Consider the following 25,458-nt stretch of genomic DNA (forward strand, 5'->3'; position numbering starts at 1 on the left):
CCTCATGCGCGTACTGGTGGTCGAGGACGAGCGGCGGCTGGCCGCCGCCCTTCAGCGTGGGCTCCAGGCGGAGGGCTTCTCCGTCGACGTGGCCCACGACGGGCCTCAGGGGCTCTGGCTGGCCTGCGAGCACGACTACGACGCGATCGTGCTCGACATCATGCTGCCGGGCCTGAACGGCTACCGGGTCTGCGCCAGGCTGCGCGCGGCCGGCAACGAGGCCGGGATCCTGATGCTCACGGCGAAGGACGGCGAGTACGACGAGGCCGAGGCGCTGGACACCGGGGCCGACGACTTCCTCTCGAAGCCGTTCTCGTACGTGGTGCTGGTGGCCCGGCTGCGCGCGCTGGTCCGTCGCACCGGGCGGCGCGGACCGCAGACCATGGAGTTCGGCGACCTGGTGATCGACCCCGCCCGGCGGGTCTGCACCCGCGGCGGCGTACCGGCGAAACTCACCTCGCGGGAGTTCGCGGTGCTGGAGCACCTGGCCCGGCGGGCGGGCGAGGTGGTACCCAAACGGGAGATCCTGGAGAACGTCTGGGACTCGGCCTTCGAGGGCGACCTGAACATCGTCGAGGTGCACGTCAGCGCGCTCCGCCGCAAGATCGACGCGCCGTTCGGGCGGGCCGCGGTGGAGACCGTCCGCGGTGCCGGCTACCGCCTGGCGGTGGACGGTGGCTGACCCCGGCCGCCGGGAGCGGCTGGCCGGGCGGCTGCAACGGCTCCGGCCCGGGTCCGTCCGGGCCCGGGCGACGCTCGGCGCCTCCGTGGTCGTCGCGGCGGCGCTGGGGGTCGCCTCGTTCGCGCTGGTCACGCTGCTGGACCTGAACCTGCTCCAGAACGCCGAGACCGCGGCCGAGCAGCAGGCCGTGGCGGTGTCCGAGCTGGCCGCCGACGGGCGGCTCGACCCGCTCCCGCCGCCGGCCCACGGCGCGGACTTCATCCAGGTGGTCAACGCCGCCGGCAAGGTGATCGCCGCCAGCGCGAACCTGGCCGGGCGGCCCGCCGTCTCGACCGAACGCCCGAGCACCGTCGGCATCGTCCGCGGCACCTGGGACCTCAGCCCGCTGCACGACGAGCACCGCCAGCGGGTCGTCCAGGTCACCACCGAGACCTCCACCGGCCTGGTCACCGTCTACGCCGGCACCTCGCTGCGGGACGCGGACGCCGCCGACACCACCACCACGGCCACCCTGCTGGTGGGCGTGCCGCTGCTGCTGCTCACCGTGGTCCTGGTCACCTGGTGGGTGACCGGCCGGGCGCTGCGGCCGGTCGAGGCGATCCGCGCCGAGGTCGCCGAGATCAGCGACCGCGACCTGCACCGCCGGGTGCCCGTGCCGCGCAGCCGGGACGAGATCGCCCGGCTCGCCGCCACCATGAACACCACCCTCGACCGGCTGGAGGCGTCCGGCGTCCGGCAGCGCCAGTTCATCGCGGACGCCTCGCACGAGCTGCGCAGCCCGATCACCGTGCTGCGCACCCAGCTGGAGGTGGCGCTCGCGCACCCGGACCCGGCGCTCTGGCAGGAGCTGGTGCGCGGCGCTCTGGAGGACACCGCCCGGCTCCAGGACCTGGCCTCCGACCTGCTGCTGCTGGCCCGGCTGGACACCGCCGAGCCGACGGCCATGGCCTCCGTCGACCTGTCCGACCTGGTCGGCGAGACGGTCGACGGGCGGCGCACCGACCGGATCCCGGTCCGGGTCCGGACCGGCTCCGAGGTCACCGTGGTGGGCAACCGGCTCTGGCTGACCCGGCTGGTCACCAACCTGCTGGACAACGCCCAGCGCTACGCGGACTCCCGGGTCGACCTCGTCCTGCGGGTCGAGCCCGGCACCGGCACGGCGGTGCTGGAGATCTCCGACGACGGCCCCGGCATCCCGCCGGCCGACCGGGAGCGGGTCTTCGAGCGCTTCACCCGGCTCGACGACGCGCGCAGCCGCGACGAGGGCGGCGCCGGGCTGGGCCTGGCCATCGCCCAGGACATCGCCTCCCACCTCGGCGGCAGTCTCGCGGTGGCCGACTCCGAGCGCGGCGCCCGCCTGGTGGCCCGGCTGCCGCTGGAGCAGCCCTGAGCGTGAGCGGCCGGGCCTGAGCACCGGGGGCGGGCGTGAGCGCGTGCCGGAGGGCCTGAGCGCCGGCGGCCGGGCGTGAGCGCGCCCGGGCGGGCCGGCCACCGGCCCGCGCGCGGGCGACACCGTCGGCACGCGGGCGGAACCCACCGCGTCGCACGGGTGCCCACGCGCCTCAATGGTGCATGGTGAACGAAAGCCCGTTCGCGGAAGGGACCCCCGCTTCATGGCACTGCACCACGGAGACACCGACGACCGCCGACTGACCGTCAACCCGCTCATCGGCGATGCCGACCCGCTCGGTGCGATGCGGCTCTCGCCGCCCGTGCACCGGCTGGCGGACACCCCGATCCCGCCGGACACCGCGTACCAGCTGATCCACGACGAGCTGATGCTGGACGGCAACGCCAAGCTCAACCTGGCCACCTTCGTGACCACCTCCATGGAGGTCCAGGCCGAGAAGCTGATGGGGGAGTGCCTCGACAAGAACATGATCGACAAGGACGAGTACCCGCAGACCGCCGAGCTGGAACGGCGCTGCGTGGCGATCCTGGCCGACCTCTGGCACGCGCCCGACCCGGACAACGCGGTCGGCTGCTCGACCACCGGCTCCAGCGAGGCGTGCATGCTGGCCGGGCTGGCCCTGAAGCGCCGCTGGATGCGGCGCAACGCCGACCGGTACGCGGCCGGGGCCCGGCCCAACCTGGTGATGGGCGTCAACGTCCAGGTCTGCTGGGAGAAGTTCTGCACCTTCTGGGAGGTGGAGGCGCGTACCGCCCCGATGGAGGGCGAGCGCTTCCACCTGGACGCCGAGCACGCGGTGGCGCTCTGCGACGAGGACACCATCGGGGTGGTCGGCATCCTCGGCTCCACCTTCGACGGCAGCTACGAACCGGTGGCGGAGATCTGCGCGGCCCTGGACGCGTTCCAGGAGCGGACCGGGATCGACGTACCGGTGCACGTCGACGGCGCCTCCGGCGGGATGGTCGCGCCCTTCCTCGACCCGGAGCTGCTCTGGGACTTCCGGCTGCCCAGGGTCTCCTCGATCAACACCAGCGGCCACAAGTACGGGCTGGTCTACCCGGGCGTCGGCTGGGCGCTCTGGCGGGACAAGGAGTCGCTGCCGGAGGAGCTGGTCTTCCGGGTGAACTACCTGGGCGGTGAAATGCCCACGTTCGCACTGAACTTCTCCCGCCCGGGGGCCGAAGTCGTCGCCCAGTACTACACGTTCCTGCGGCTGGGCCGGGACGGCTTCCGCGCCGTGCAGCAGGCCTCCCGGGACGTCGCGGAGTACCTGGCCCAGGAGATCGAGAAGTTGGGCAGCTTCCGGCTGATCACCCGGGGCGACGAACTGCCGGTCTTCGCCTTCACCACGGCGCCCGGGATGTCGTTCGACGTCTTCGACGTGTCGCGGCGGCTGCGTGAACGCGGCTGGCAGGTACCGGCGTACACCTTCCCGGAGGGCCGGACCGACCTCTCCGTACTGCGGGTCGTCTGCCGCAACGGCTTCTCCCGCGACCTGGCCGACCTGCTGCTCGCCGACCTGACCCGGCTGCTCCCCGAACTCAACCGCCAGCCGGTCCCGTTGAAGGATCTGGGCGTGCCCGTCCGGACCGGCTTCCACCACTGAGCAGCGGCACGCTGCGGGTTGCTCACGGGGGTGCGCGAACCACCACGCACCCCCGTGGCACCCCGGCCATGCGGCTTCTCGAAGGCACCGGGCGTCAGTCGAGGTACCCGCGCAGCTGGTCCGCGAAGGCGTGGTCCCGCAGCTTGGACAGCGTCTTGGCCTCTATCTGCCGGATGCGCTCACGCGTGACGCCGAAGAGGTGGCCGATCTCCTCCAGCGTGCGCGGCCGGCCGTCGTCCAGGCCGTACCGGAGCTGGACGACCTGGCGCTCGCGCTCGCCCAGCGTGGAGAGCACCGCCTCCAGGTGCCGGCGCAGGAGCAGGAAGGCGGCGGACTCGACCGGCGAGGCGGCGTCGGCGTCCTCGATCAGGTCCCCGAGGGCGACGTCGTCCTCCTCGCCGACCGGGGTGTGCAGCGAGACCGGCTCCTGCGCGAACCGCAGCACCTCGCGGACCCGGCTCTCGGAGATCTCCAGTGCGGCACCGACCTGCGCCACGCTCGGCTCGCTGCCGTGCTCCTGGAGCATCGCCCGCTGGACCCGCATCACCCGGTTGATCAGCTCCACCACGTGCACCGGGACCCGGATCGTCCGGGCCTGGTCGGCCAGGGCGCGGCTCATCGACTGCCGGATCCACCAAGTGGCGTACGTCGAGAACTTGTAGCCGCGCTCGTAGTCGAACTTCTCCACCGCGCGGATCAGCCCGAGGTTGCCCTCCTGGACGAGGTCGAGCAGCGTCAGCCCCCGGCCGACGTACCGCTTGGCGACCGAGACCACCAGCCGCAGGTTGGCCTCGATCAGGCGGCGCTTGGCCACCCGGCCGAGCAGCACCAGGTGGTCCAGTTCGTCGGTGAGGCGCTCGTCCGGGCGCGGGCTGGAGTCCAGGGCCTGTTCGGCGAAGAGCCCGGCCTCGACCTGCCGGGCCAGCTCGACCTCCTCGACCGCGCTGAGCAGCCTGATCCGGCCGATCTCGCGCAGGTACTGGCGGAGCAGGTCGGCGGCCGGGCCGGTGGAGTCGTCGAGCGCGGGCAGCGGGCCGTCCTCCTCGTCCTCCTCCACCTGAGGGTGCCCGCCCTGGACGGGCACCCGGGCCTCCTCCGGCGGCGCGCCGTCGTCCCGCCCGTGGTCGAACGCGCTCGTACCGGCTCTCTCGTCCCCGGCGGCGGCATCATCGACGAGGCTCTCGTCCACGACGGCCTGCGGCGGCTGCACTGCGGCAAAGTCCACGGGCATCCCTCTCTGGGCCGCGCGCGGTTCGTGGGGGGATCCGCGCCACACGGACTGGGATACCCATCAGTGTGGGGTACGCCACGCTCCCGGGCCGAGAGCCCTGCGAGGACTTTCTCGGGTGCCGCGCCGTCGGACCGGCCCACCGCCCCGTCCGGAAAAGGCCGGGGAGGGGCTGAACAAGGGCCCGCCGAACGGCTCAGAGGCCCTCGAAGCCCCGGCTGCGCAGCCCCTGCCCGTACTGCTGGAGGGCCCACAGCTCGCTCTGCACGGCGTTCATCTCCTCCGCACTGGAGCGGTTGCCGAGCCGTTGCAGCTGCGCGCGGACCTCGGCGATCCGGCGGTCGACGGCCTGCAGGCGCAGCTTGACCAGGAACTCGCCCGCGTAGATGGCGTCGGCGGCACGCCGGGTACGGATCGGCTCGACGGTCAACTCGGTGACGAGCCTGCGCACTTGGTCGTCGGGGCAGACCTCGCGGACGACCGCCGTGAAGTCGGGCAGGGTCGCGCCGTAGGCGGCGCCGCCGGCCTGGCGGACGGCGGCCCGGACGGCCGCGTACGGCGGGGTGGGGAACTCCTCGTCGCCGTAGTTGTCGAAGGCCGGGCTGACCAGGTCCGGGTGCTGGAGGGCGAGCTTCAGCAGCTCGCGCTCGACGAACTGGGCCGGGTCCTTGGGGTTCAACCGGTAGACGGGAACGGCCGGTTGGGCGGCGGCCTGGACCTCGATCCGGCGGGCGGAGAGCTGCGCGCCGCGCGCCTGCTGCGGATTGTCGCGCTGCCAGCGGGCCAGCTGGCCGATCCGGCGGACCACGAACTGCTCGTCCAGGATACCGAGCAGGCCCGCGAGTTGGACGGCGTACTCGTGCTGGATCGAGCGGTCCTTGATCTTCACGATGATCTGGGCCGCCTCTTCGAGGGCGGCGGCGCGGCCCTCGGGCGTGTCCACCCGGTGCCGGGCGACGGCCGAGCGGAGCGCGAACTCGAAGAGCGGGACGGGGTTCTCGATCAGCTCGCGGACGGCTTCGTCGCCCTTGGCGAGGCGCAGCTCGCAGGGGTCCATCCCGCCCGGGGTGATGGCGATCGAGGTGCGGGCGGCGAACTTCTGGTCGTCCTCGAAGGCGCGCAGGGCCGCCTTCTGGCCGGCCGCGTCGCCGTCGAAGGTGAAGACGGTCTCACCCCGGTACTGCGAGGTGTCCATCAGCAGCCGACGAATGATCTTGATGTGGTCCTCGGCGAACGCGGTACCGCAGGTCGCCACCGCCGTTGTCACACCCGCGAGGTGACAGGCCATCACATCCGTGTAGCCCTCGACCACCACGGCCCGGCCGGACTTGGCGATCTCCTTCTTCGCCAGGTCGATGCCGTAGAGCACGTTCGACTTCTTGTAGATCGGCGTCTCGGGGGTGTTCAGGTACTTCGGACCGTTGTCGTCCTCGCGCAGGCGGCGGGCACCGAAGCCGATCACCTCGCCGGTGGTGTCCCGGATCGGCCAGACCAGCCGGCCCCGGAAGCGGTCGATCAGCCCGCCGCGCTGGCCCTGCGAGGCCAGGCCGCCGAGCAGGATCTCCTTGTCACTGAAGCCCTTGCCGCGCAGGTAGCGGACCAGGTGCTCCCAGCCGGCCGGCGCGTAGCCGACCCCGAAGTGCTTGGCGGCATCGGCGTCGAAGCCGCGCTCGGCCAGGAAGTTCCGGCCGATCTCCGCCTCGGGGGTCTCCAACTGCTCCTGGAACCAGGCGGCGGCCACCTTGTGCGCCTCGACCAGCCTGGTCCGCTCGCCCTGCTGGTGGCGCGGCGAGTAGCCGCCCTCCTCGTACCGGAGGGTGATGTTGGCCTGGCCGGCCATCCGCTCGACGGCCTCGGCGAAGGAGAAGTGCTCGATCTTCATCAGGAAGGAGATCGTGTCGCCGCTCTCGCCGCAGCCGAAGCAGTGGAAGACGCCCTTGCCCGGGTGGACGTAGAAGGAGGCCGACTTCTCGTCGTGGAAGGGGCAGACCCCCTTGAGCTGGCTGCCGCCGCCGTTGGCCAGCTGGACGTAGTCGCCGACGACCGCGTCGATGGGCAGCGCGTTGCGCACCGCCTGTACATCCTCGTCCCTGATCCGCCCGGCCACTGGTGAAGTGTACGGGAGGACGACCCGCGTCCGGATCGGCCTCAGAGCAGCCGGGCGTGCAGGGCCAGCGCCGAGGCGTCCGTCAGGGTGGCGATCTGGTCGATCACCGCCCGCAGGGCCGCCCGGTCGTCCTCCGCCTCCTCGTACAGCGCGGCGAACACCGGGTCGAGGCCGTACGGCGCGGAGCGGGTCAGCGCGTCGGCCAGCTCGGCGATGACGATCCGCTGGCGGGAGCGCAGCTTGGCCTGCTCCTCGCGCTGCATCACGTACCGGACGGCGACGGCCTTGAGGACGGCGCACTCGACCCGGACGGCGGGCGGCACGACCAGCTCCGCCGCGTACCTGGTCAGCGGCCCGGGGCCGTAGCGGGCCCGGGTGGCCTGCTCGGCCGCCAGGCAGAACCGCCCGATCAGCTGGCTGGTGAGGTCCTTCAGACCGGCCCGGGCGCGGGCCGAGCCGTCGTACGTGCGGGGCCACCACTCCTCGGAGCCCAGCCGGTCCAGTGCCTCGCCGAACTCCTCGGCCTCGGCCTCCGGCGCGTACCGTTCGGCGATCTTGAACAGTTCGCCCCGCTCCTCGGCGGAGCGCAGCACGGCCGGGTCGATGTGGCCCGCCTGCAGGCCGTCCTCCACATCGTGGGTGGAGTAGGCGACGTCGTCGGACCAGTCCATGACGGTGGCCTCGAAGCACTTGCGGTCGGCGGGCGAGCCCTTGCGCAGCCACCGGAAGACCGGCAGGTCGTCCGCGTAGACCCCGTACTTGGTGGAGGCCGGGTCGACGGGGTGCGAGCCGCGCGGCCAGGGGTACTTGGTGGCGGCGTCCAGCGCGGCCCGGCTGAGGTTGAGGCCGACGCTGTGCCCGGGCCACGGCGCCAGCCGGGCGGGGGCCTCGTCGAGCGGCGCGAAACGCTTGGGTTCGAGCCTGGTGAGGATCCGCAGCGACTGGGCATTGCCCTCGAACCCGCCGCAGGCCTCGGCGGCCTGGTCGAGCGCCTCCTCGCCGGTGTGGCCGAACGGCGGGTGCCCGATGTCGTGGGCCAGGCACCCCGTCTCGACCAGGTCCGGATCGCAGCCGAGCGCCGCCCCGAGCTCCCGCCCGACCTGCGCGCACTCCAGCGAGTGCGTCAGCCTGGTCCGCGGAAAGTCGCTGAGCATCGGCGCGACCACCTGCGTGATCCCCGCCAGCCGCCGCAGCGCGGCGGAGTGCAGCACCCGCGCGCGGTCACGCTGGAACGCCGTCCGCCCCGGACGCTTGTCCGGTTCGGGCACCCAGCGGGCCTCGGCGGAGGGATCGTACGGAGCGGCGCGGTGCGGAGTGTCGTTCATATGGTGGTCACGGTACGCCGCGCCACCGACATTCCACCGGCGCACCACGCAATCGGCGGCGCACCCGACCGGCGGGCGGACCACACGGACGGACCACCTGGACCGAGCAGGCAGAAGGAGCACGGGGCGGCCGGGGGCGGCCCGGCCCGGCGGTCAGCCCCTGACGGCGCCGAGCACCGCGGCCGCCAGGCCCTGCTGCCCGAGGGCGTTGGGGTGGACGGGCGCCGCACCGGCGGCGGGGACCGGCGGCTCGATCCACCGGGTGTCCTGGCCCGCGCACATGTCGTGACCGGCCGACGGGCCGAAGGTGTCCACGTACCGCGCGCCCGCCGCCTCCGCCCGCTGCTCCAGCATCGCGTCGAGCCCGCGCTCCTCGTCCAGCAGGAAGCCGAGGTCCCCGGCGGCCACGGTGCGCCCCAGAGTCCGGGCGCAGCCGGCCGGATCGGCGGGCAGCAGCGCCGGGTACCCGACCACGTACACCCTGGCCTCGGGCGCCCGGCGCGCGATCTCCCGCAGCAGACCGGTGAGCTTCTCCCCCGCCGTGTCGATCCGGGCGCGCAGCTGGTCCTGGCCGGGGGCGGCCGTGTAGTGCGTACGGCAGGGCGCCTGGTCGCCGGACGTACCGGTGAGACCGCCGAACAGCGAGTGCGCCAGGTTCTCCTTCGCGCACTCCGTCAGCACCTCCACGAACCCGACGTCGTTGCCGCCGATGCCCAGCGTCACCAGCCGGGTGGCCGGCGTGAGCGCGTCCAGCTGGGGTGCGTTGGTGCCGTCCGAGGTCTGCTGCGCGCCCGTCAGATCGGCCGTCGTGGCGCCGCTGCAACTCACGTCGGTGAACCCGGGCCCGGCCGCCAGGCCGAGGGCCTTCGCCACCAGGGAGGGGTAGTTGGCGCCGGACCGGCCGCAGCCGGATGGTGTGCCGACCTGCGGGTCGATCGCCGGGCCGGCGGTGTAGGAGTCGCCGAGCGCCACGTACGGGCCGGTGGGCGCCTTCGGGGCCGGGGCGGCGCCCGCCCCCGCACCGGCCCGGGCCGCCGGGGCGGACCCCTGCGGCGCCGGGCCGCCGGAGCCCGCGCCGCAGGCCGCCGTCAGCAGCAGACCGGCCAGCCCGAGCAGTACGCCGCCGGCCCGCCGGCCGTCCATCGCACTCCCCCCGCCCATCGCACACCCCCCGTCGGACCGTCGGTCCGGTCGATCACTCCGCGTCGCGCTCGTGCTCCGCCAGGAACTCCTCGAAGCGCCGGCCCAGCTCGTCCGCCGACGGCAGGTCGGCCGGCTCGGCCAGCAGGCTCTCGCGGCCCTCCGAGCCCGCCACCGCGTCGTACTGGCTCTCCATTCCCCGGATGGCGGAGCGCAGCTCGTCGTCGCCCTGCGCCAACTGCTCCTCGATGTCGGCGTAGACCTCGCCGATCCGGTCGCGCAGCTCGGTGCCGGGCAGCACCAGGCCGCTGGCCGACTGGACGGCCTCCAGGATCAGCACGGCCGCCGCCGGGTAGGCCGAGCGGGCCACGTAGTGCGGGACGTGCACCGCGAACCCGAGCACATCGTGGCCCGCGTCGCTGAGGCGGTACTCGAGCAACGCCTGCGCGCTGCCGGGCACCTGGGCCTGGTCGAACCACTTCGGGTAGTCGCTCGCCAGGTCGAGGCGCGTCCCGTGCGGGGTGAGCCCGACCGGGCGGGTGTGCGGCACGCCCATCGGGATGCCGTGGAAGTCGAGCGAGAGCCGGACCTCGAAGCGGTCGACCAACTCCCGCACGGCGGCCGCGAACAGCTCCCACTCGGTGTCGGGCTCCGGACCGGTGAGCAGCAGGAAGGGTGTACCGACAGAGTCGTGCACCAACTGGAGCAGGATCTCGGGCGGCTCGTAGGACGTCCACCTGTCCCGGTTGAAGGTCATCGCGGGCCGGCGGGCGCGGTAGTCGACCAGGCGGTCGTGGTCGAAGCGGGCGACGACCTGCGGGGAGCCCTGCTCCAGCAGATGCGTCACCACCTGGCCGGCCGCCTCACCGGCGTCCATGAAGCCCTCGAAGTGGTAGAGCAGCACCAGACCAGCGGCGTCGGGGCCGGCGGCCGCGTCCGCGGCGACCAGCGCGGCCACGCCCTGCTGCTCCAGCTGGTACAGCTCCTTGGGATCCCGCACCGCGCACCCAACCCCGTTCCGTCTTGTCATTCGTGTCGTAGGCCCACCGGTTGGCTCGACCTCGTGGTCGTCCGCGGTCGTAACCGGCCGTCCGATCAGTCCAGCGTGCCGGACACCGCCGGAATTCCCGAATCCCCGGGCGGCGACATTCCCAAGTAACGGAGAGCGCCTCGTCCGGGTTCCGGTTCCCACCGGTCGGCCCCACGAAGACCGGTTCCCCCCGACCACGGCCCGACCATCATCGCACCCCGCCGTGAATCCGCTGGTGGGAGCCCTGCCGACGGTCCGCGGCCGCCCCCCTCGCCCGGCCCGCCCAGGGCCGGTCCGTTGCCCGTTCGGAGCCGATTCGGAGCCGGTGACGAGGTGCTCCGGGGCCGGTCCGGGGCCCTCCCGGCGGCGCGGGCGGCGTGCCCGGCGCAAGCTCGCGCCCCCGATGGCGCGCCGCGAGGTGACGCACCGCCTTCTGACAGGTATCGTCCTCTCGCTGACCCGCATCGCCGCGTCGCTGTCCCGTCGTCCGTGACGCCGTGGACCCGGCCCGGCCCGGTGCGGTCAGACACTCGCACCGCACCTTGCCTTCACCTGGCCGCCTGCTTCCCTTCGCGCTCTCATTCCCCTCTCGGCCATCTCGCGGACGCACACTGTCCCCTCGCTCATCTCGCCGGACCGGTCCGCTGACCCGAGTCCGTTCCGGCACCGCGCTGCCCGCCTCCGGGCCGCCTCCCCGCCGCACGGCCGGATCTCCGGCGTGCGCGGACCCGCTCCCCACGGCGGGTGGCGGCACATCCGGGGGCCGGGGCGAAAGACCAGCACCCTTGTGCCCGTACCCCGGCACGAGGGTCCCCTCCGATCGCCGAAGGACCGAAGGATCCGTGCCCGTACCTGTCACCCTCATCGGCCGCACCGCGCGGCTGGAGCCCCTCGCCATGCACCACGCCGAGGCTCTCGCCATGGCCGGCGCCGAGGACCGTACGACCTACGCCTTCACGCCCGTCCCGCACGGTCTGGAGGCCGCGCAGGACTACATCGCGCGCGCCCTCGCCGACCAGGCGGCCGGCCGTTCGCTGCCCTTCGCCACGGTGGCCGTCGCCGACAACCGGGTGGTGGGCGCCACCCGCTTCCAGGAACTGGACTACTGGCAGGGCCCGGTGGTCTGGCCGCCGACCCCCGGCGTGCCGTTCGGTGATCCGCGCGAGGCCGTCCCGGACGCCGCCGAGATCGGCGCGACCTGGCTCTCCTCGCGGGCCCAGGGCACCGGCATCAACACCGAGGCGAAGCTGCTGATGCTCCGGCACGCGTTCGAGACCTGGGGCGTGCAGCGGATCTCGCTGCGGGCCGACGCCCGCAACCTGCGCTCGCGCACCGCGATCGAACGCCTCGGCGCCACCTGCGAGGGCGTCCGGCGGGCGCACTCGCGCGGCCTGGACGGCGTCGTGCGCAGCACCGCGTTCTACTCGATCCTGGAGGACGAGTGGCCGGCCGTCCGGGACATCATCGAGATCCGGATCGCCGCCGCCACCTCGCCGAGCGCGCCGGATCCGGCCCTCGCCCAGGAGTGCCTTAGACACGGCGTCCCGCTGATCCACGCCTGACGGGCGCCGACCCGTCACGCACCGTGGCGCCGACCTCCCCGAGGTCGGCGCCACCGGCGTGTTCCGGGCCCGGGCGGCGCTCTCGGAGCCCGGTCCGCAGGCGGTCACCACGCTTGCCGGGGGCCAGTCCCCGGGCGGCCGCAGCGGGCCCGATACGCTCTCGGACCGGGGCGGAGGAGAGCGGCCGGCCAGGGCCTCGACGGCGCCGGTCCGGGCGGGGACGGCCACCGGGCCGGGCCGGGACGACAGGGGGAACACACTGTGAGCTACCACCGGAACAACTGGCGGCAGGCGGTCCACAAGGCCGCGCCGTTCATCCCCGGCGGCCAGGCGATCGCGTTCGCCGTCGACGTCGCGCAGGAGCTGACCGACGACGTCGGACGCAGCCGGCTCGACTACACCAGGGACGGCCACCCGGTGGTCGAACTCCCCTGGCAGCCGCCGGGGCCCGCGCCCTTCCAGCAACGCGCGGAGGCGGTCGGACGGCAGGCCTGGGACCTGCTGTTCGCCGACGAGCAGCGGTTCGGCGCGCGGTCGCTGCTCGACCAGGTGGGCAATCTGCTGATGCCGCTGCCACCGGCCGAACTTGACATGGTGATCCGCCGTTTCGGCCCGCAGGGGCTGGAGCGCTGGGACGCGCTCACCCATGTCGAGGACCGGCCGGGCGAGCAGGCCTACGACTGGCGCCGCCAGCAGGAGCTGTTCAGCTGGCTGCTGCGCTCGGTGAGTCCGTACGCGGGCATGCTGGTCGGCAGCGCGATGCCGTGCAGCCAGCCGGAGTTCGAGCACGACCACTGCGAGAACCACGGCTGGGTGCTGCCCAAGGGACCGTTCGCGCAGGTGGACGGCGCGTACTTCACCGAGAGCTGGCAGCGGGTCTCCGGTTCGACCGAGGCGATGTCCTGGCAGGACATGGCGCAGGGACGGTTCGGCACCTGCTGGCTGCTGACCAGCATTCAGGCCGTCGTCCAGGCCAACCCGCAGCACGCCCCGCGCCACCTTCGGCTGGAGGCCAACGGCACCGTCACCTGCACGCTGTACGCGGACGGACAGCCGATCGACGTCACGGTGCTGCCCGATCTCCCGTACGCCCACGACGCGCTGGCCGGCGCCAAGGGCCACAGCAGGGACGCGCGCTTCGCCGAGACCTGGCCCGGCTACTACGAGAAGGCCGCCGCCCAGCTGCGCGGGGGCTACGAGGCGATCGCCCACGGCGGACCGGTGAAGGACGCGCTCACCATGCTCACCGGCCGCCCCGTCCAGCAGCTCGACCTCAACTCGCCCTGGCTTCCGCACGAGATCGCCGACCGCAGGGCACGGGGCCAGGCCCTCGCGGCGAGCACCCTCGGGGAGACCGACCGGGACCGGCTGTTCGGCGGACGGCTGGCGGCCAACCACGCCTACTTCATCAAGGACGTGGACCTGACGGCCGGCCGGATCTGCCTGGGCAACCCCTGGGGGGACAGTGCCGACCGCAAGATGTGGGAGTGCTGGCTCACCCTCCCGGAGGTCCGGCAGCACGTGGTCCGGCTGGACGCCGTCGACACCTGGTGACGCGCGGTGCCATGGGGTGCCCTGGGGTGACGTCCGCCGGCGCCCGGGGCGCCTGGCCGGCCGCTGACCTGACGACGTCCGAGGGAGTCCGGTGGCCTCGGACCGCCTCCCGCGACGCCGGGCGCCGGGCGCCGGACACCGGGCGCCGGACACCTGACGGCACTCGGCGGCAGGTGTCGGCAGATGTCGGCAGACGGGTGCGGTCCGGTCAGCAGCGGCTGTCGATCTCCTGGAAGCTGCTGTAGTGGTCGTCCGTCCAGTACTCCTCCCCTGCCGTGCCCGTGACGACCCGTCGGGTGCCACGGTCCCCCGAGCCCGGGGTGACCACGGTGAACTCGTGGTAGTACCCGGTGGCCTGCTTCGGGAGCCGGCTCTCGCGGTTCTCGAAGACGATGCCGTCGGAGCGGTAGGGGTAGGGGCCGCCCTTGTCGATCAGGGCGAGCGTGTCACGGGCCTGGGTCGGCAGCTTGGTGCGGCAGACGTCGGCGAGGCCCGGGTTGTTCGGGACCCAACCCCCGGCGGGCTTGGCCGGGGTGGACTGCTTGGCCGGCGCGGACGGCTTGGGCACGCCACCGGACTTGCCCGCGCTCGCGGTGGCCGACCTGGCGGCGCTCGGGGACGACTTCGCGCTGCCGAGCAGGGCATAGGCCGCCACGGCGACGATGGCGCAGAGGACGACGGCCACCACAACGGTCAGACGATTTCGGCTGGTCATGGGCTACAGCTTGCCGGGTGCCCGGACCGGACCGGTCAACGGGGTACGGCAGTCACCCGTGCAGCGCAGCGGGCCGGGCAGTGGCCGGCGCAGGCCGGGCAGTGGTCCGCTCGGGCCAGGCCCGGTCGGCGGACGCGACCGGCTGCCCGGACGAAGTGGAGCCGGGGCGGGAACGGACGCCATTGTCCGTTCCCGCCCCGGCTGCCTACGTACGGCGGCTCTCCTGCGCCGAGCTCCGCCGTACGCCCCTCCCGTGGAGGGGGTGCGGTCAGCGACGGGACCGCGCTACGAGGTTGTCACCTCTCAGCGCGAGTCGCTGCCCGCCGTCTCAAGGGCGGCGCGGCCTGCTTCCAGACGCGCCACCGGGATCCGGAAGGGGGAGCAGGAGACGTAGTCCAGCCCCACCTCGTGGAAGAAGTGCACCGAGTCCGGGTCGCCGCCGTGCTCGCCGCAGACACCGAGCTTGAGGTCCGGGCGGGTGGCCCGGCCGGCCTCGGCGGCCAGCTTCACGAGCGCGCCGACACCGTCGCGGTCGATGGTCTCGAACGGCGAGACCCCGAAGATGCCCTTCTCCAGGTAGGCGGTGAAGAACGAAGCCTCCACGTCGTCCCGGGAGAAGCCCCAGACGGTCTGCGTCAGGTCGTTGGTGCCGAAGGAGAAGAACTCCGCGGCCTCCGCGATCTGACCGGCCGTGATGGCGGCGCGAGGCAACTCGATCATGGTGCCGAGCTTGATGTCCAGCGTGACACCGGTGGAGGCGGCCACCTCGGCGAGTACGCGCTCGCACTCGTCGCGGACGATCTCCAGCTCCTGGACGGTGCCCACCAGCGGGATCATCACCTCCGGACGCGGGTCGCCGCCGCCGAGCTTGCGCTCGGCCGCCGCCTCCGCGATGGCCCTGACCTGCATCCCGAACAGGCCCGGGATGACCAGGCCGAGGCGCACGCCGCGCAGGCCCAGCATCGGGTTCTGCTCGTGCAGCTTGTGCACGGCCTGGAGCAGGCGCAGGTCGTTCTCGTTCGGGTCCTTGCGGGCCTCGGCGAGGGCGACGCGCACCGAGAGCTCGGTGATGTCGGGCAGGAACTCGTGCAGCGGCGGGTCGAGCAGGCGGACCGTGACGGGGAGGCCGTCCATCGCCTGGAAGAGCTCCAGGAAGTCGCCCTTCTGGAGCGGCAGGAGGGTGGAGAGCGCCTGCTCGCGGTCCTTGTCGTTGTCCGCCAGGATCAGGTGCTCGACCTCCTTGCGGCGCTCCTCGCCGAGGAACATGTGCTCGGTGCGGCAGAGGCCGATGCCCTGGGCGCCGTAGCGGCGGGCGCGGTTCGCGTCCTCGGCGTTGTCGGCGTTGGCCCGCACGGCCAGCCGGCGGCGCACGTCGGCGTGCGACACGATCCGGTGCACGGCCTGGACCAGACCGCCCTGGACGTCGGCGCCGGCGTGCAGCGTGCCCTCGAAGTACTCCACCACCGGGGAGGGGAGCACCGGTACCTCACCGAGGTAGACCCGGCCGTTCGCACCGTCGATGGAGACGGTGTCGCCCTCCTCCACGACCTGCCCGTCGGAGGTGGTGAAGCGGCGGCGCTTGGTGTCGACCTCAAGCTCTTCGGCGCCGCAGACACAGGTCTTGCCCATGCCACGGGCGACGACGGCCGCGTGCGAGGTCTTGCCGCCGCGCGAGGTGAGGATGCCCTCGGCGGCGATCATGCCCTCCAGGTCGTCCGGGTTGGTCTCCCGGCGGACCAGGATGACCTTCTCGCCCGAACGGGACCACTTGACGGCGGTGTAGGAGTCGAAGACCACCTTGCCGACGGCGGCACCCGGCGAGGCCGCGATGCCCCGGGCGACCTGCTTGGAGTTCGCGTCGGGGGCGAAGCGCGGGAACATCAGCTGCGCGAGCTGCCCACCGGTGACGCGGTGCAGCGCCTCGTCCAGGTCGATCAGGCCCTGGTCGACCAGCTGGACGGCGATCCGGAAGGCGGCGGCGGCGGTGCGCTTGCCGATCCGGGTCTGGAGCATCCAGAGCTTGCCGCGCTCGATGGTGAACTCGATGTCGCAGAGGTCGCGGTAGTGCAGTTCGAGCGTGTTCATGATCGTCATGAGCTCGTCGTACGACTTCTTGTCGAGCTGCTCCAGCTCGGCCAGCTGCAGGGTGTTGCGGATGCCGGCGACGACGTCCTCGCCCTGGGCGTTGGAGAGGTAGTCGCCGTACACACCGACGGCGCCGGTGGAGGGGTCGCGGGTGAACGCGACACCGGTGCCGGAGTCCTCGCCGAGGTTGCCGAACACCATCGAGCAGATGTTGACGGCGGTGCCCAGGTCGTTCGGGATCCGCTCCTGGCGGCGGTACAGGCGGGCCCGGTCACCGTTCCAGGAGTGGAAGACGGCGTGGACGGCCAGGTCCATCTGCTCGCGGGGGTCCTGCGGGAACGCCCGCCCGGTCTCGCGGAGCACGATCGCCTTGAAGGTCTCGACCAGTACCTGGAGGTCGGAAGCGTCCAGGTCCAGGTCGTTGACGGTGCCCTTGGCCTGCTTGGCCTCGTCCAGCGCCTCCTCGAACAGCTCACCGTCGATACCCAGCACGGTCTTGCCGAACATCTGCACCAGACGGCGGTACGAGTCCCAGGCGAAGCGCTCGTTGCCGGACTGGGCGACCAGTCCGAGCACCGAGGTGTCGGAGAGCCCGATGTTGAGGACGGTGTCCATCATCCCCGGCATGGAGAACTTGGCGCCGGAGCGGACGGAGACCAGCAGCGGGTTGTCCGCCTGGCCGAGCTCCTTGCCCATCTCCTGCTCAAGGGACTTGAGGTGGCTACTGATCTCCTCGTGGAGGGAGGACGGCTCGCTGCCGGTCTCCAGGAAGACCTTGCAGGCCTCGGTGGTGATGGTGAACCCCGGAGGGACGGGGAGACCAAGATTGGTCATCTCGGCGAGGTTCGCACCCTTGCCGCCAAGAAGGTCCTTGAGGTCCTTGTTTCCTTCTGTGAAGGAGTAAACAAACTTCTGCTCGGACGGCACGGGTCGGTCTCCTCGTACGCGGTGGCCCTGACGCCGGAGAACATACCCATTTCGAAGGCGGTTTTGCGCTGCCAATAGGCCGTACGAATCTCACAGTGGGCGGCTACCCAACAGATCGAATGCCCATTGTGGCGTTCACCTCTGTTGGCGAAATCGTCCGGATGACGCTAGCACTCGTTCAAGTAGTGAACACATGGAAACGCCAAGATCATACGAACCGGACAGAGAGTAGCGGCATGGGATCCGCCATGTTTCCCCGGCTTGATTTCCTGCAGCCAGCCGAGCCGATCCGCCCCGGAGCCCTTCGGGAAGCGATTTAGGACTTGGCGTCCAACGAACCCACCTGACCGGCCGTCAATCGCAACGATATGTGGCAAGCGTCACGGGCGCATCTCAGCCGTCGGGCCCAGGGAAACTCAGCACCCCGTCACCTTGCGTCGACGGTTGAGACCTCCGAGTAAGCAAAAAGTGCCATAAAGGAGCCCTCTTGGCCATATTGTCCAAGAGGGCCCATCCGGAGCGGCAGGGCGGACCAGCGGCCCGTTTTCACCACTTCGGCCCAATCAACCGCCAGAGGTATCCGTTTCGGCGTCAATGCTCGGCAGAGCGCAGTCGTACGGATCGTCCAACCAGCCCTCCGGCAGGACCACCCGGTTGTTGCCACTCGTCCGGCCGCGCGGTCCGTCCGCCCCGGCGGGCCACACCTGCTGCTGCTCGACCTGCGCCAGAGTCTCCCCGAGCTCGGCGAGCGAGCTGGACATCGCGAGCCGCACCCGCAGCTCGGAGCCGACCGAGAAACCCTTGGTGTACCAGGCGACGTGCTTGCGGAAGTCCACCACGCCACGGCCCTCGTCGCCCATCCACTCACCGAGCAGCTGGGCGTGCCGGACCATGGCGCGCGCCACATCGGCGAAGGTCGGCCGGGCGTAGTCGACGTCGCCCTCGAAGATCGAGACCAGGTCCTTGAAGAGCCAGGGCCGGCCCAGGCAGCCACGGCCGACCACCACACCGTCGCAACCCGTCTCGCGCATCATCCGCACCGCGTCGTCCGCCGACCAGATGTCACCGTTGCCCAGAACGGGGACCTCGGCCGGCACGGACTCGCGCAGCCGGGCGATGGCGGACCAGTCCGCCGTGCCGCCGTAGTGCTGGGCCGCGGTGCGGCCGTGCAGCGCGATGGCCGACACCCCCTCCTCTGCGCCGATCCGGCCGGCGTCGAGGTAGGTCAGGTGGTCGTCGTTGATGCCCTTGCGCATCTTCATGGTGACCGGGAGGCTCCCCGCGTTGGCCACCGCCTCACGGAGAATCTCGCGCAGCAGGTTGCGCTTGTACGGAAGCGCGGAGCCGCCGCCCTTACGGGTGACCTTGGGGACCGGGCAGCCGAAGTTGAGGTCGATGTGGTCGGCCAGGCCCTCGTCCGCGATCATCCGGGCGGCCTTGCCCACCGTGACCGGGTCGACTCCGTAGAGCTGGATGGAGCGGGGCTTCTCGCTCGGGTCAAAGTGGATCAGCTGCATGGTCTTGGCGTTCCGCTCGACCAGCGCCCGGGTGGTGATCATCTCGGAGACGTACAGGCCCTTGCCGCCGCTCTGCTCCCGGCACAGCGTCCGGAACGGGGCGTTGGTGATGCCCGCCATCGGCGCCAGCACGACGGGCGGCCACACTCGCATCGGGCCGATCTGCAGCGGCGCGAACTCGGCTCCGGACGCCGGGGCGGTGGCGGTGGCGGTGGCGGTGGCGACGGTGACGGCGGCGCTGCCGGTGGCAGTCGCGACGGCAGCAGTGGCGGTAGCAGTGGTGGCGGCCTCGGGGGCGGCGAGGGCAGTGCCGGCCGGGGTCGCGGCGGTCTCCGTGGGGGTGGTGCCGTGGGTGCTGCTGTGGGCGGCGTCGGGCGTGGTGGTCATGCGCGGTGAGTCCTCAAAAGGATCGGCTGGGCTGCGGTCCGAGACTCTTCATTGTCCCCCACCTGGCGCAGTGGACCGGCGTGACCGTCGCAACGCCCCGGCTGCCCTGTGCCGAGCCTCCGGCCGGGCGGCCGGTCGGGCGGCCGGGGCCTCTGAGTGCCGGTGGCCGGTCGGCCGACGGGGTGGCCGACGGGTCGGCTGGTCGGCTGGTCGGCTGGTCGGCTGGTCGGTCAGGGTGCCGCCGGTAGCAGCCCTCCCGGTAGTTGCCGAGCACCGTGCCTTCTCGGCTACCCCACCTCCAGGAAGCGGAGTACCGCGAGCACCCGGCGATGCGTGGCGTCGGCCGGTGACAAGTCCAGCTTGGTGAAGATGCTGTTGATGTGCTTGGCCACCGCGCTGTCACTGATCACGAGCGACTCCGCGACAGCGGTGTTGGAACGGCCCTCGGCCATCAGGGCAAGCACGTCCCGCTCCCGAGGGGTCAGGCGTTCGAGCGGGTCACGGTGGCGGCGCAGCAACAGTTGGGCGACCACCTCGGGGTCCAGCGCGGTGCCACCCTCGGCGACGCGCTGCAACGCGTCGACGAAGTCGTCCACATTGGCCACCCGCTCCTTCAGGAGATAGCCGACCCCGCTGGTGTTCCCGGAGAGCAGGTCTGCGGCATAGCGCTCCTCCACGTACTGGGAGAGGAGCAGCACCGCCGTCTGCGGCCACTGGCGGCGGATCATCAGCGCTGCGCGCACCCCTTCGTCGGTGAAGCCCGGCGGCATCCGAACGTCCGTCACCACGACCTGCGGAGCGTGCTGCTCGACAGCCGTCAGCAGTGCCTCGGCGTCACCGACAGCGGCGGCAACCTCGAAGCCGACCGCCTCCAGGACCTTGACCAGGCCCACTCGGAGGAGGACCGAGTCCTCGGCAATCACAGCTCGCACGGCAACTCCACGGTGACGGTGGTCGGACCCCCGAGGGGACTGGCGACGGCGAAGGTGCCGTCCACGGAGGCGGCACGTTTTCGGAGGCCGGTGAGCCCGGTCCCGGTCGCCGGGTCGGCACCGCCGACTCCGTCGTCGGTGATGACGATGCGCAGGCGGTCGGCCTGCTGCTCTACCGACAAGTCGACTCTTGAGGCGCGAGCGTGCTTCGCCACGTTGGCGAGCGCCTCGGAGACAATGAAGTAGGCGACGGCCTCGATGGTGGCTGATGGCCGGGTGGACAGATCGACCTGGAGCCGAACGGGCACTGGGGCCCGGGCGGCGATGCCGGAGAGTGCGGCGTCCAGGCCGCGGTCCTCCAGGATCACCGGATGGAGACCGCGCACCAGATCGCGGAGCTCGACGATGGCCGCCTGAGCCTCCACGTGTGCCTCCACGATCACCTGCATCGCGTCGGGCTGCACGCCGCTCAGGGTGCGCCGGGCCAGGCCGAGGTTCATGGCGAGGGACACCAGACGCTGCTGGGCGCCGTCGTGGAGGTCGCGCTCGATACGGCGGCGCTCGGCGTCGGCGGCATCGACCGCCCCTGCCCGGCTCTCCGCCAGATCCTCCACCCGCCGCTCCAACAGCTCGGTGCGATTCGGGCCGAGCAGAGCACGGGCCGCCCGCTCGTCCACCCCCGCCAGCCAGGCGGAGAGCCAGGGGATCGCGAACAACACGGTGAGACCGCCGGCAGTGGTCAGCCCGTCGGTGCTCGTCCAGCCCGCTCCGGAGCGGAGAGCACTGCCGTGCGGCATCAGGAAGGCCCAGCCGTAGACCGTCGCCATCGCCAGGCCGGCGCCCCCGGCGAGTACGACGGCCAGCCCGGCGACGGCGAAGAGCGGTGCGGCGAGCAGGTGGTACACCGCCTGGCGCCAGGTCAGCCCGGCGCGGAGCCTGGCCACCCAGCCGGCGTCGACCGGGAGCCGACCGGGCACGTCCAGACCACGCAGCCTCCGGATCCGGGTGCGCTGCGCTGTCGTCAGCAGGTCCAGACAGACCAGGGTGAGAACCAGGGCGACCAACGGCCCGAACGTCGCAGTCGGGGCGAAGGCCATCACCGATAGGGCCGGGAGGCCGAGTGGCACCCCGGCGGCGAGGAACAGAGTGTCCTGCCGAGCTGCCGCAGACCACGGGGCATGCTCGGCTCCCCGGGTGAGCATGCGGCGGAGGGCAGAGGTAGACATGCCGGACAGCCTAGGGTTCTCGTCCGGGCACAACCATGAAGCAGGCTGCCGTCTTTGGGGTGTACCTGGCTACACCCCAAAGAGTGGAGCGTGTGCTACCGACTGGGTGTCGGATCTTGGCGAACCTTGAGGACATGACGAGGACCGAGAACGCAACGCAGCACGAGACGGTGGCGGCTACGGCTGCAAAGGCACCGGCACCGGCACCGGCACTAGCAGCCGCCACTGCAACAACCACGACCGCAGCCACGACGGCTGCTACGGCTACGCCTCCCTGGGGGCCGTGGTCCGTCCGCAGCACGCCGCACCGCAACGGCCGAGCCACCCTGGAGGTCTACGAGCACGGCGAGTTGTTGGATGTGATGGTCACCTCCGCGCTCAGCTCAGGTTTACTGCGGGGTGCCCGGCGGGGTGCTCGGAACTGCGCCGGGCACCGCGCAGGGCGCTGCACCGGGCGCTGTGCCAGGCACTCCGCCGGGCACCCCGCCCGAGGCGGGCAGCCGGTCGGTTTCGCCTGGGGGCGGTTGCCGCGCAACCGGGTGCTCCCCACGGTGGCGTTCACCGGCGGCCGACTGAGCCGACGCCGTCAGCCGGCCCGCCTGTTCACGCTGTCGGGCGAGTTCTGGCTGGCCTGGGCGGAGGAGCTGTGCGGCGGCGTGCTGGTGGGGTGCGGAGACGAGTCGCCTCTTCGACTCCGGACGGGGCGGGCATGCTGAGCGCGACGAGCAGCGGCCAGGAGCCGCGCACACGCGGAGTGCCGGCGGCGGCCCTGGCACTCCGTCGGCTGGGGGCCGACCCGCCCGGCCGCTCAGGGCGAGGCGTTCAGCTGCTCCCACCGCTGCCGGGTCTCGTCGTCGTACGGCGTGTACGTCACCAGCCTGGTGTTCGGTCGCGGGCCCAGCCACAGATTGGTGTAGTCGAAGCGGAGGATGCCGGTACCAGGAAACAGGAAGCGCTTGAGCCCGTTACCCGGCCCCTCGACCTCGTGCCGTGCCCAGACGGCCTCGAAGTCGGGGGAGGCGTTCCGCAGCCGGTCCAGCAGCGCAGTCCAGACCCGCTCGGCACTGTGGTCCGCCATCGCCGCACGGAAGCGCGCGACGATCGCCTCACGCGCGCGCTCCCGGTCGACCAGCAGACTGGAGAAGTACGAGTCGGTGAAGGCCAGCCACATGACGTTCCGGTCCTCGAACGGCATCGCGTCGAGGTCACCGGCGATCCGGGTGTAGGCCCGGTTGTAGGCCAGGATGTCGTAACGGCTGTTCAGTACCGCCGTCGGCATCGGCTCAAGCTGGTTCAGCAGCACCCGGATCGCCGGGGTGATGGTCAGGCAGTCGACAACCGGGGCAGGGTCCTCCGAGCCGGCGAGCGCGAAGAGGTGCGCCCGCTCGTTCCGGTCGAGCAGCAGCGTCCGGGCGACAGAGTCCAGTACCTGGCTGGAGACCTGGATGTTCCTGGCCTGCTCAAGCCACGTGTACCAGGTGACTCCGACGGCGGCCAGCTGTGCCACCTCCTCACGGCGCAGCCCGGGCGTGCGCCGCCGCCCGGTCTGCGGGAGCCCGACCTGCTCCGGTGAGATCCGCTCCCGTCGGCTCCGCAGAAAGGCCGCCAACTCGTGTCGGCGGCTGTCGGCAGGCGCGATGCTGGTTGTCATGCGGCCAAGCATGCGCCACTTCCAAGCCTATTGCCAGGTAGTACTGATACCTGGATAAACACTCTCTGGTACCAGGGTGAGCGAGGCCCCATCGTAGTAGTCGTGACCCAGCAACTAGCGCTCCCACAGACCACTCCTCTGGTACGGCCCGCCACCTCCACCCTCGGTCTGGCCGGCCTCGTCACCGTCCTGCTCGGTGCATTCCTGCCGATGCTGGACTTCTTCATCGTCAACGTCGCCCTGCCCACCATCGACCACGACCTGGCCGCCGGGCCCGCCGTCCTGGAGCTGGTCGCCGCCGGCTACGGCATCGCGTTCGCCGTACTGCTGGTTCTCGGCGGACGCCTCGGCGACACCTTCGGCCGTCGGCGGCTCTTCATAGCGGGCGCAGCGCTCTTCGCCCTCACCTCACTCCTCTGCGGCCTCGCCCCCTCGGCCTGGACCTTGGTCGCGGCCCGCGTCGCACAAGGCGCCTCGGCCGCACTGCTGCTCCCCCAGGTCCTGGCGACCATCACCGCTGTCAGCAGCGGCCCGCAGCGCGCACGTGCGCTCAGCATCTACGGCGCGGTCGGAGGTGTCTCCGTGGTGATCGGTCAGGTACTCGGCGGGATGCTCGTCTCAGCCGACCTGTTCGGCACCAGCTGGCGCGCCGTCTTCCTCCTGAACGTCCCGTTCGCGCTCCTGACCGCGGCCCTGGCCGTCGTCTACGTGCCCGAGAGCCGTTCCCCGCAGGCCGTGAAGGTCGACCTTCCCGGCACGGTGCTGCTGACCGCGGCTCTCCTCGCCCTCTTCGTGCCGCTGATGGAAGGGCGGGCCGTGGGCTGGCCGCTCTGGAGCTGGCTGATGCTCGGCGCCTTCCCGTTCCTGGCCGCCGCGTTCCTGTTCGTCGAGCGGCGGGCGGAGCTGTCCGGCCGGGTCCCGCTGGTTCCGCTCTCGCTGCTCCGCATTCCCGAGATGCGGCACGGGCTGGGCATCGCCGTGCCGTACTTCACCGGCTTCGGCGGCTTCATGTTCGTGATCGCGGTGATGCTGCAGCAGGGTCTGCGGCTCGGCCCGGTCGCGGCCGGCTGGGCGCTGGTGCCGATGGCCGTCGGGTACTTCTTCGCCTCGCTCTCCGGCCCCCGGCTGATCAGCCGGTTCGGCAGCCGGGTGATCACTGCGGGAGCCGTCGTCCAGGGCCTCGGCCTGGCCACTCTGATTGCCACGGTGCTGACCGACTGGGCGCACTTCTCACCGCTCCGGATGCTCCCCGGGGTGGCGCTCGCGGGCATCGGCCAGGGCCTGATCGGGACGCCGCTGTTCCGGGTCGTCCTGTCGAAGGTGCCGCTCGACCGGGCAGGTGTCGGCAGTGGCGTCCTGGCCACCACTCAGCAGTCCAGCCTGGCACTCGGGGTGGCGACGCTGGGGACGCTCTTCCTCACCCTGTCCCCCTCGCTGGGCATCTCGCACGCACTGGCTCTGGCGCTGGCACTCCAACTGGCCGGTTCGGTCGTCATCTTCGGCCTGAGCACCCGGCTCCCCCGCTCCGTCGGCTGACCACCCACAGCGGGCCGGCCCAACCGGGCCCACCCCACCGGGCCGACCGCACACACACCTCGCCACCCGCCAGCCGCACCCCACACCCCGCACCCCGCACCTCGCACCTCGCACCCCGCCGAAAACCGCAGGATCATGTCAGTACCGGATGCCAGGATGGCGGCATGACAGCGACCCAGCCCAGCACCCCGGCCGAGACCCGTACCCGCGAGGAGCTCACAGCCCTGGTCAGGGCCGGTGTCCAGCCGAAGTACCTGCTCTTCTGGGGCCACCGACCCGAGAGCAGCGGCCGGGTCGGCCCGGGCTCGCTCAGCCAGTGGTGGCCGGCGGAGTTCACCGTCGACGGGGTCACGTACCCGACCGCCGAGCACTGGATGATGGCGGGCAAGGCCCGGCTCTTCGGTGACGAGCGGGTACTCCCCCGAATCCTCCAGGCCCGCACCCCGGCCGAGGCCAAGAATCTGGGCCGACTGGTCGAGGGCTTCGAGGAGAACCGCTGGGCCGCCGCGCGGTTCGAGCTGGTGGTCGAGGGCAATGTGGCGAAGTTCGGTCAGCACCCGGACCTGCGCGAGTACCTGCTCGGCACCGCGCAGCGGGTCCTGGTGGAGGCCAGCCCGATGGACCGCCTCTGGGGCATCGGGCTCGCGGCGGACAACGAGCGCGCGACGGTTCCGGCGGAGTGGCGGGGGCTGAACCTGCTGGGCTTCGCCCTGATGGAGGCCCGATCCCGGCTGGCCTGACAGAGAGCCAGCAGTCAGCGAGCACCCGCGGAAGCGCCCCAACCAGTCCCACCGAAACCCACCAGGCCCGCCGAACCAGCGACCCGCAGAACCGCCG

General features: G+C 72.0%; 18 protein-coding genes. 7 read left to right on the plus strand and 11 right to left on the minus strand.

Features of this window, described 5'->3' with window-relative positions; genetic code table 11:
- Window positions 1-4 precede the first annotated feature (4 nt).
- The 3 genes from ABD330_RS08395 (at window position 5) to gad (ending at window position 3,699) form a co-directional block, all read left to right on the plus strand.
- A complete protein-coding gene (locus ABD330_RS08395) occupies window positions 5-682 on the plus strand; it encodes a response regulator transcription factor (RefSeq protein ID WP_344462470.1) in 678 nt (225 codons plus the stop codon).
- Window positions 675-2,072 carry a sensor histidine kinase gene (locus ABD330_RS08400; RefSeq protein ID WP_344462472.1) on the plus strand — a complete coding sequence of 466 codons (1,398 nt, stop codon included), beginning with the start codon at window positions 675-677 and terminating at the stop codon, window positions 2,070-2,072. Before ABD330_RS08395 ends, ABD330_RS08400 begins: the two co-directional genes overlap by 8 nt.
- Before the next feature lie 223 nt (window positions 2,073-2,295).
- Entirely contained in the window at window positions 2,296-3,699 is a 1,404-nt protein-coding gene (gene gad, locus ABD330_RS08405; protein WP_344462474.1) for a glutamate decarboxylase, read from the plus strand.
- A gap of 94 nt (window positions 3,700-3,793) precedes the next feature.
- Here gad and ABD330_RS08410 read toward each other — a convergent pair whose 3' ends face one another.
- The 5 genes from ABD330_RS08410 to ABD330_RS08430 all read right to left on the minus strand — a co-directional run bounded on the left by ABD330_RS08410 (window position 3,794) and on the right by ABD330_RS08430 (window position 10,499).
- Window positions 3,794-4,930, minus strand: coding sequence for an RNA polymerase sigma factor (locus tag ABD330_RS08410; RefSeq protein ID WP_344462476.1), 1,137 nt, complete (start codon window positions 4,928-4,930; stop codon window positions 3,794-3,796).
- 193 nt (window positions 4,931-5,123) lie between these two features.
- The gene (dnaG, locus tag ABD330_RS08415) at window positions 5,124-7,034 is read right to left on the minus strand and encodes a DNA primase (RefSeq protein WP_344462478.1); all 1,911 of its coding nucleotides are present in this window, start codon (window positions 7,032-7,034) and stop codon (window positions 5,124-5,126) included.
- Between the two features lie 41 nt (window positions 7,035-7,075).
- Window positions 7,076-8,359 (minus strand): deoxyguanosinetriphosphate triphosphohydrolase, encoded by a 1,284-nt coding sequence (locus ABD330_RS08420; protein WP_344462480.1) that lies wholly within the window; start codon window positions 8,357-8,359, stop codon window positions 7,076-7,078.
- Window positions 8,360-8,512: 153 nt separating this feature from the next.
- The gene (locus ABD330_RS08425) at window positions 8,513-9,520 is read right to left on the minus strand and encodes an SGNH/GDSL hydrolase family protein (protein ID WP_344462482.1); all 1,008 of its coding nucleotides are present in this window, start codon (window positions 9,518-9,520) and stop codon (window positions 8,513-8,515) included.
- Between the two features lie 34 nt (window positions 9,521-9,554).
- Complete coding sequence (locus tag ABD330_RS08430) at window positions 9,555-10,499, minus strand: PAC2 family protein (protein WP_344462484.1); 945 nt, start codon at window positions 10,497-10,499, stop codon at window positions 9,555-9,557.
- Window positions 10,500-11,371: 872 nt separating this feature from the next.
- Here ABD330_RS08430 and ABD330_RS08435 point away from each other — a divergent pair.
- Both ABD330_RS08435 and ABD330_RS08440 read left to right on the plus strand, forming a co-directional pair.
- Window positions 11,372-12,091, plus strand: coding sequence for a GNAT family N-acetyltransferase (locus ABD330_RS08435; protein WP_344462486.1), 720 nt, complete (start codon window positions 11,372-11,374; stop codon window positions 12,089-12,091).
- A 261-nt stretch (window positions 12,092-12,352) separates the two neighbouring features.
- Window positions 12,353-13,645, plus strand: a complete 1,293-nt coding sequence (locus ABD330_RS08440) for a C2 family cysteine protease (RefSeq protein WP_344462488.1) — start codon at window positions 12,353-12,355, stop codon at window positions 13,643-13,645.
- A 208-nt stretch (window positions 13,646-13,853) separates the two neighbouring features.
- Here ABD330_RS08440 and ABD330_RS08445 read toward each other — a convergent pair whose 3' ends face one another.
- The 6 genes from ABD330_RS08445 to ABD330_RS08470 form a co-directional block, all read right to left on the minus strand.
- A complete protein-coding gene (locus ABD330_RS08445; RefSeq protein ID WP_344462490.1) occupies window positions 13,854-14,360 on the minus strand; it encodes a ribonuclease in 507 nt (168 codons plus the stop codon).
- A gap of 303 nt (window positions 14,361-14,663) precedes the next feature.
- Window positions 14,664-17,372 (minus strand): pyruvate, phosphate dikinase, encoded by a 2,709-nt coding sequence (gene ppdK / locus ABD330_RS08450; protein ID WP_344462492.1) that lies wholly within the window; start codon window positions 17,370-17,372, stop codon window positions 14,664-14,666.
- A gap of 563 nt (window positions 17,373-17,935) precedes the next feature.
- Window positions 17,936-19,042: a tRNA dihydrouridine synthase DusB gene (dusB, locus tag ABD330_RS08455; RefSeq protein WP_344462702.1), complete on the minus strand. Its 1,107-nt coding sequence runs from the start codon at window positions 19,040-19,042 to the stop codon at window positions 17,936-17,938.
- Between the two features lie 521 nt (window positions 19,043-19,563).
- Window positions 19,564-20,208 (minus strand): response regulator, encoded by a 645-nt coding sequence (locus tag ABD330_RS08460; RefSeq protein ID WP_344462494.1) that lies wholly within the window; start codon window positions 20,206-20,208, stop codon window positions 19,564-19,566.
- Entirely contained in the window at window positions 20,196-21,434 is a 1,239-nt protein-coding gene (locus tag ABD330_RS08465) for a sensor histidine kinase (RefSeq protein ID WP_344462496.1), read from the minus strand. The genes ABD330_RS08460 and ABD330_RS08465 overlap by 13 nt, the downstream gene beginning before the upstream one ends.
- An 808-nt stretch (window positions 21,435-22,242) precedes the next feature.
- The gene (locus ABD330_RS08470; RefSeq protein WP_344462498.1) at window positions 22,243-23,085 is read right to left on the minus strand and encodes a helix-turn-helix transcriptional regulator; all 843 of its coding nucleotides are present in this window, start codon (window positions 23,083-23,085) and stop codon (window positions 22,243-22,245) included.
- A gap of 102 nt (window positions 23,086-23,187) precedes the next feature.
- Here ABD330_RS08470 and ABD330_RS08475 point away from each other — a divergent pair, with 102 nt between their 5' ends.
- A complete protein-coding gene (locus tag ABD330_RS08475) occupies window positions 23,188-24,621 on the plus strand; it encodes an MFS transporter (RefSeq protein ID WP_425555479.1) in 1,434 nt (477 codons plus the stop codon).
- A 164-nt stretch (window positions 24,622-24,785) separates the two neighbouring features.
- Window positions 24,786-25,361 carry a riboflavin biosynthesis intermediates N-glycosidase gene (gene ybiA / locus ABD330_RS08480; RefSeq protein ID WP_344462500.1) on the plus strand — a complete coding sequence of 192 codons (576 nt, stop codon included), beginning with the start codon at window positions 24,786-24,788 and terminating at the stop codon, window positions 25,359-25,361.
- The last annotated feature ends 97 nt before the right edge of the window (window positions 25,362-25,458 follow it).

Origin of the sequence: Kitasatospora kazusensis, assembly GCF_039529945.1 — a bacterium.
Lineage (GTDB): Bacteria > Actinomycetota > Actinomycetes > Streptomycetales > Streptomycetaceae > Kitasatospora > Kitasatospora kazusensis.

Coding starts and splice junctions, on each gene's coding strand:
- ABD330_RS08410 (WP_344462476.1), bottom strand. CDS start 4,930: ATGCCCGTGGACTTTGCCGCAGTGCAGCCGCCGCAGGCCGTCGTGGAC.
- dusB (WP_344462702.1), bottom strand. CDS start 19,042: ATGCGAGTGTGGCCGCCCGTCGTGCTGGCGCCGATGGCGGGCATCACC.
- ABD330_RS08465 (WP_344462496.1), bottom strand. CDS start 21,434: ATGTCTACCTCTGCCCTCCGCCGCATGCTCACCCGGGGAGCCGAGCAT.
- gad (WP_344462474.1), top strand. CDS start 2,296: ATGGCACTGCACCACGGAGACACCGACGACCGCCGACTGACCGTCAAC.
- ABD330_RS08425 (WP_344462482.1), bottom strand. CDS start 9,520: ATGGGCGGGGGGAGTGCGATGGACGGCCGGCGGGCCGGCGGCGTACTG.
- ABD330_RS08420 (WP_344462480.1), bottom strand. CDS start 8,359: ATGAACGACACTCCGCACCGCGCCGCTCCGTACGATCCCTCCGCCGAG.
- ybiA (WP_344462500.1), top strand. CDS start 24,786: ATGACAGCGACCCAGCCCAGCACCCCGGCCGAGACCCGTACCCGCGAG.
- ABD330_RS08445 (WP_344462490.1), bottom strand. CDS start 14,360: ATGACCAGCCGAAATCGTCTGACCGTTGTGGTGGCCGTCGTCCTCTGC.
- ABD330_RS08470 (WP_344462498.1), bottom strand. CDS start 23,085: ATGACAACCAGCATCGCGCCTGCCGACAGCCGCCGACACGAGTTGGCG.
- ABD330_RS08395 (WP_344462470.1), top strand. CDS start 5: ATGCGCGTACTGGTGGTCGAGGACGAGCGGCGGCTGGCCGCCGCCCTT.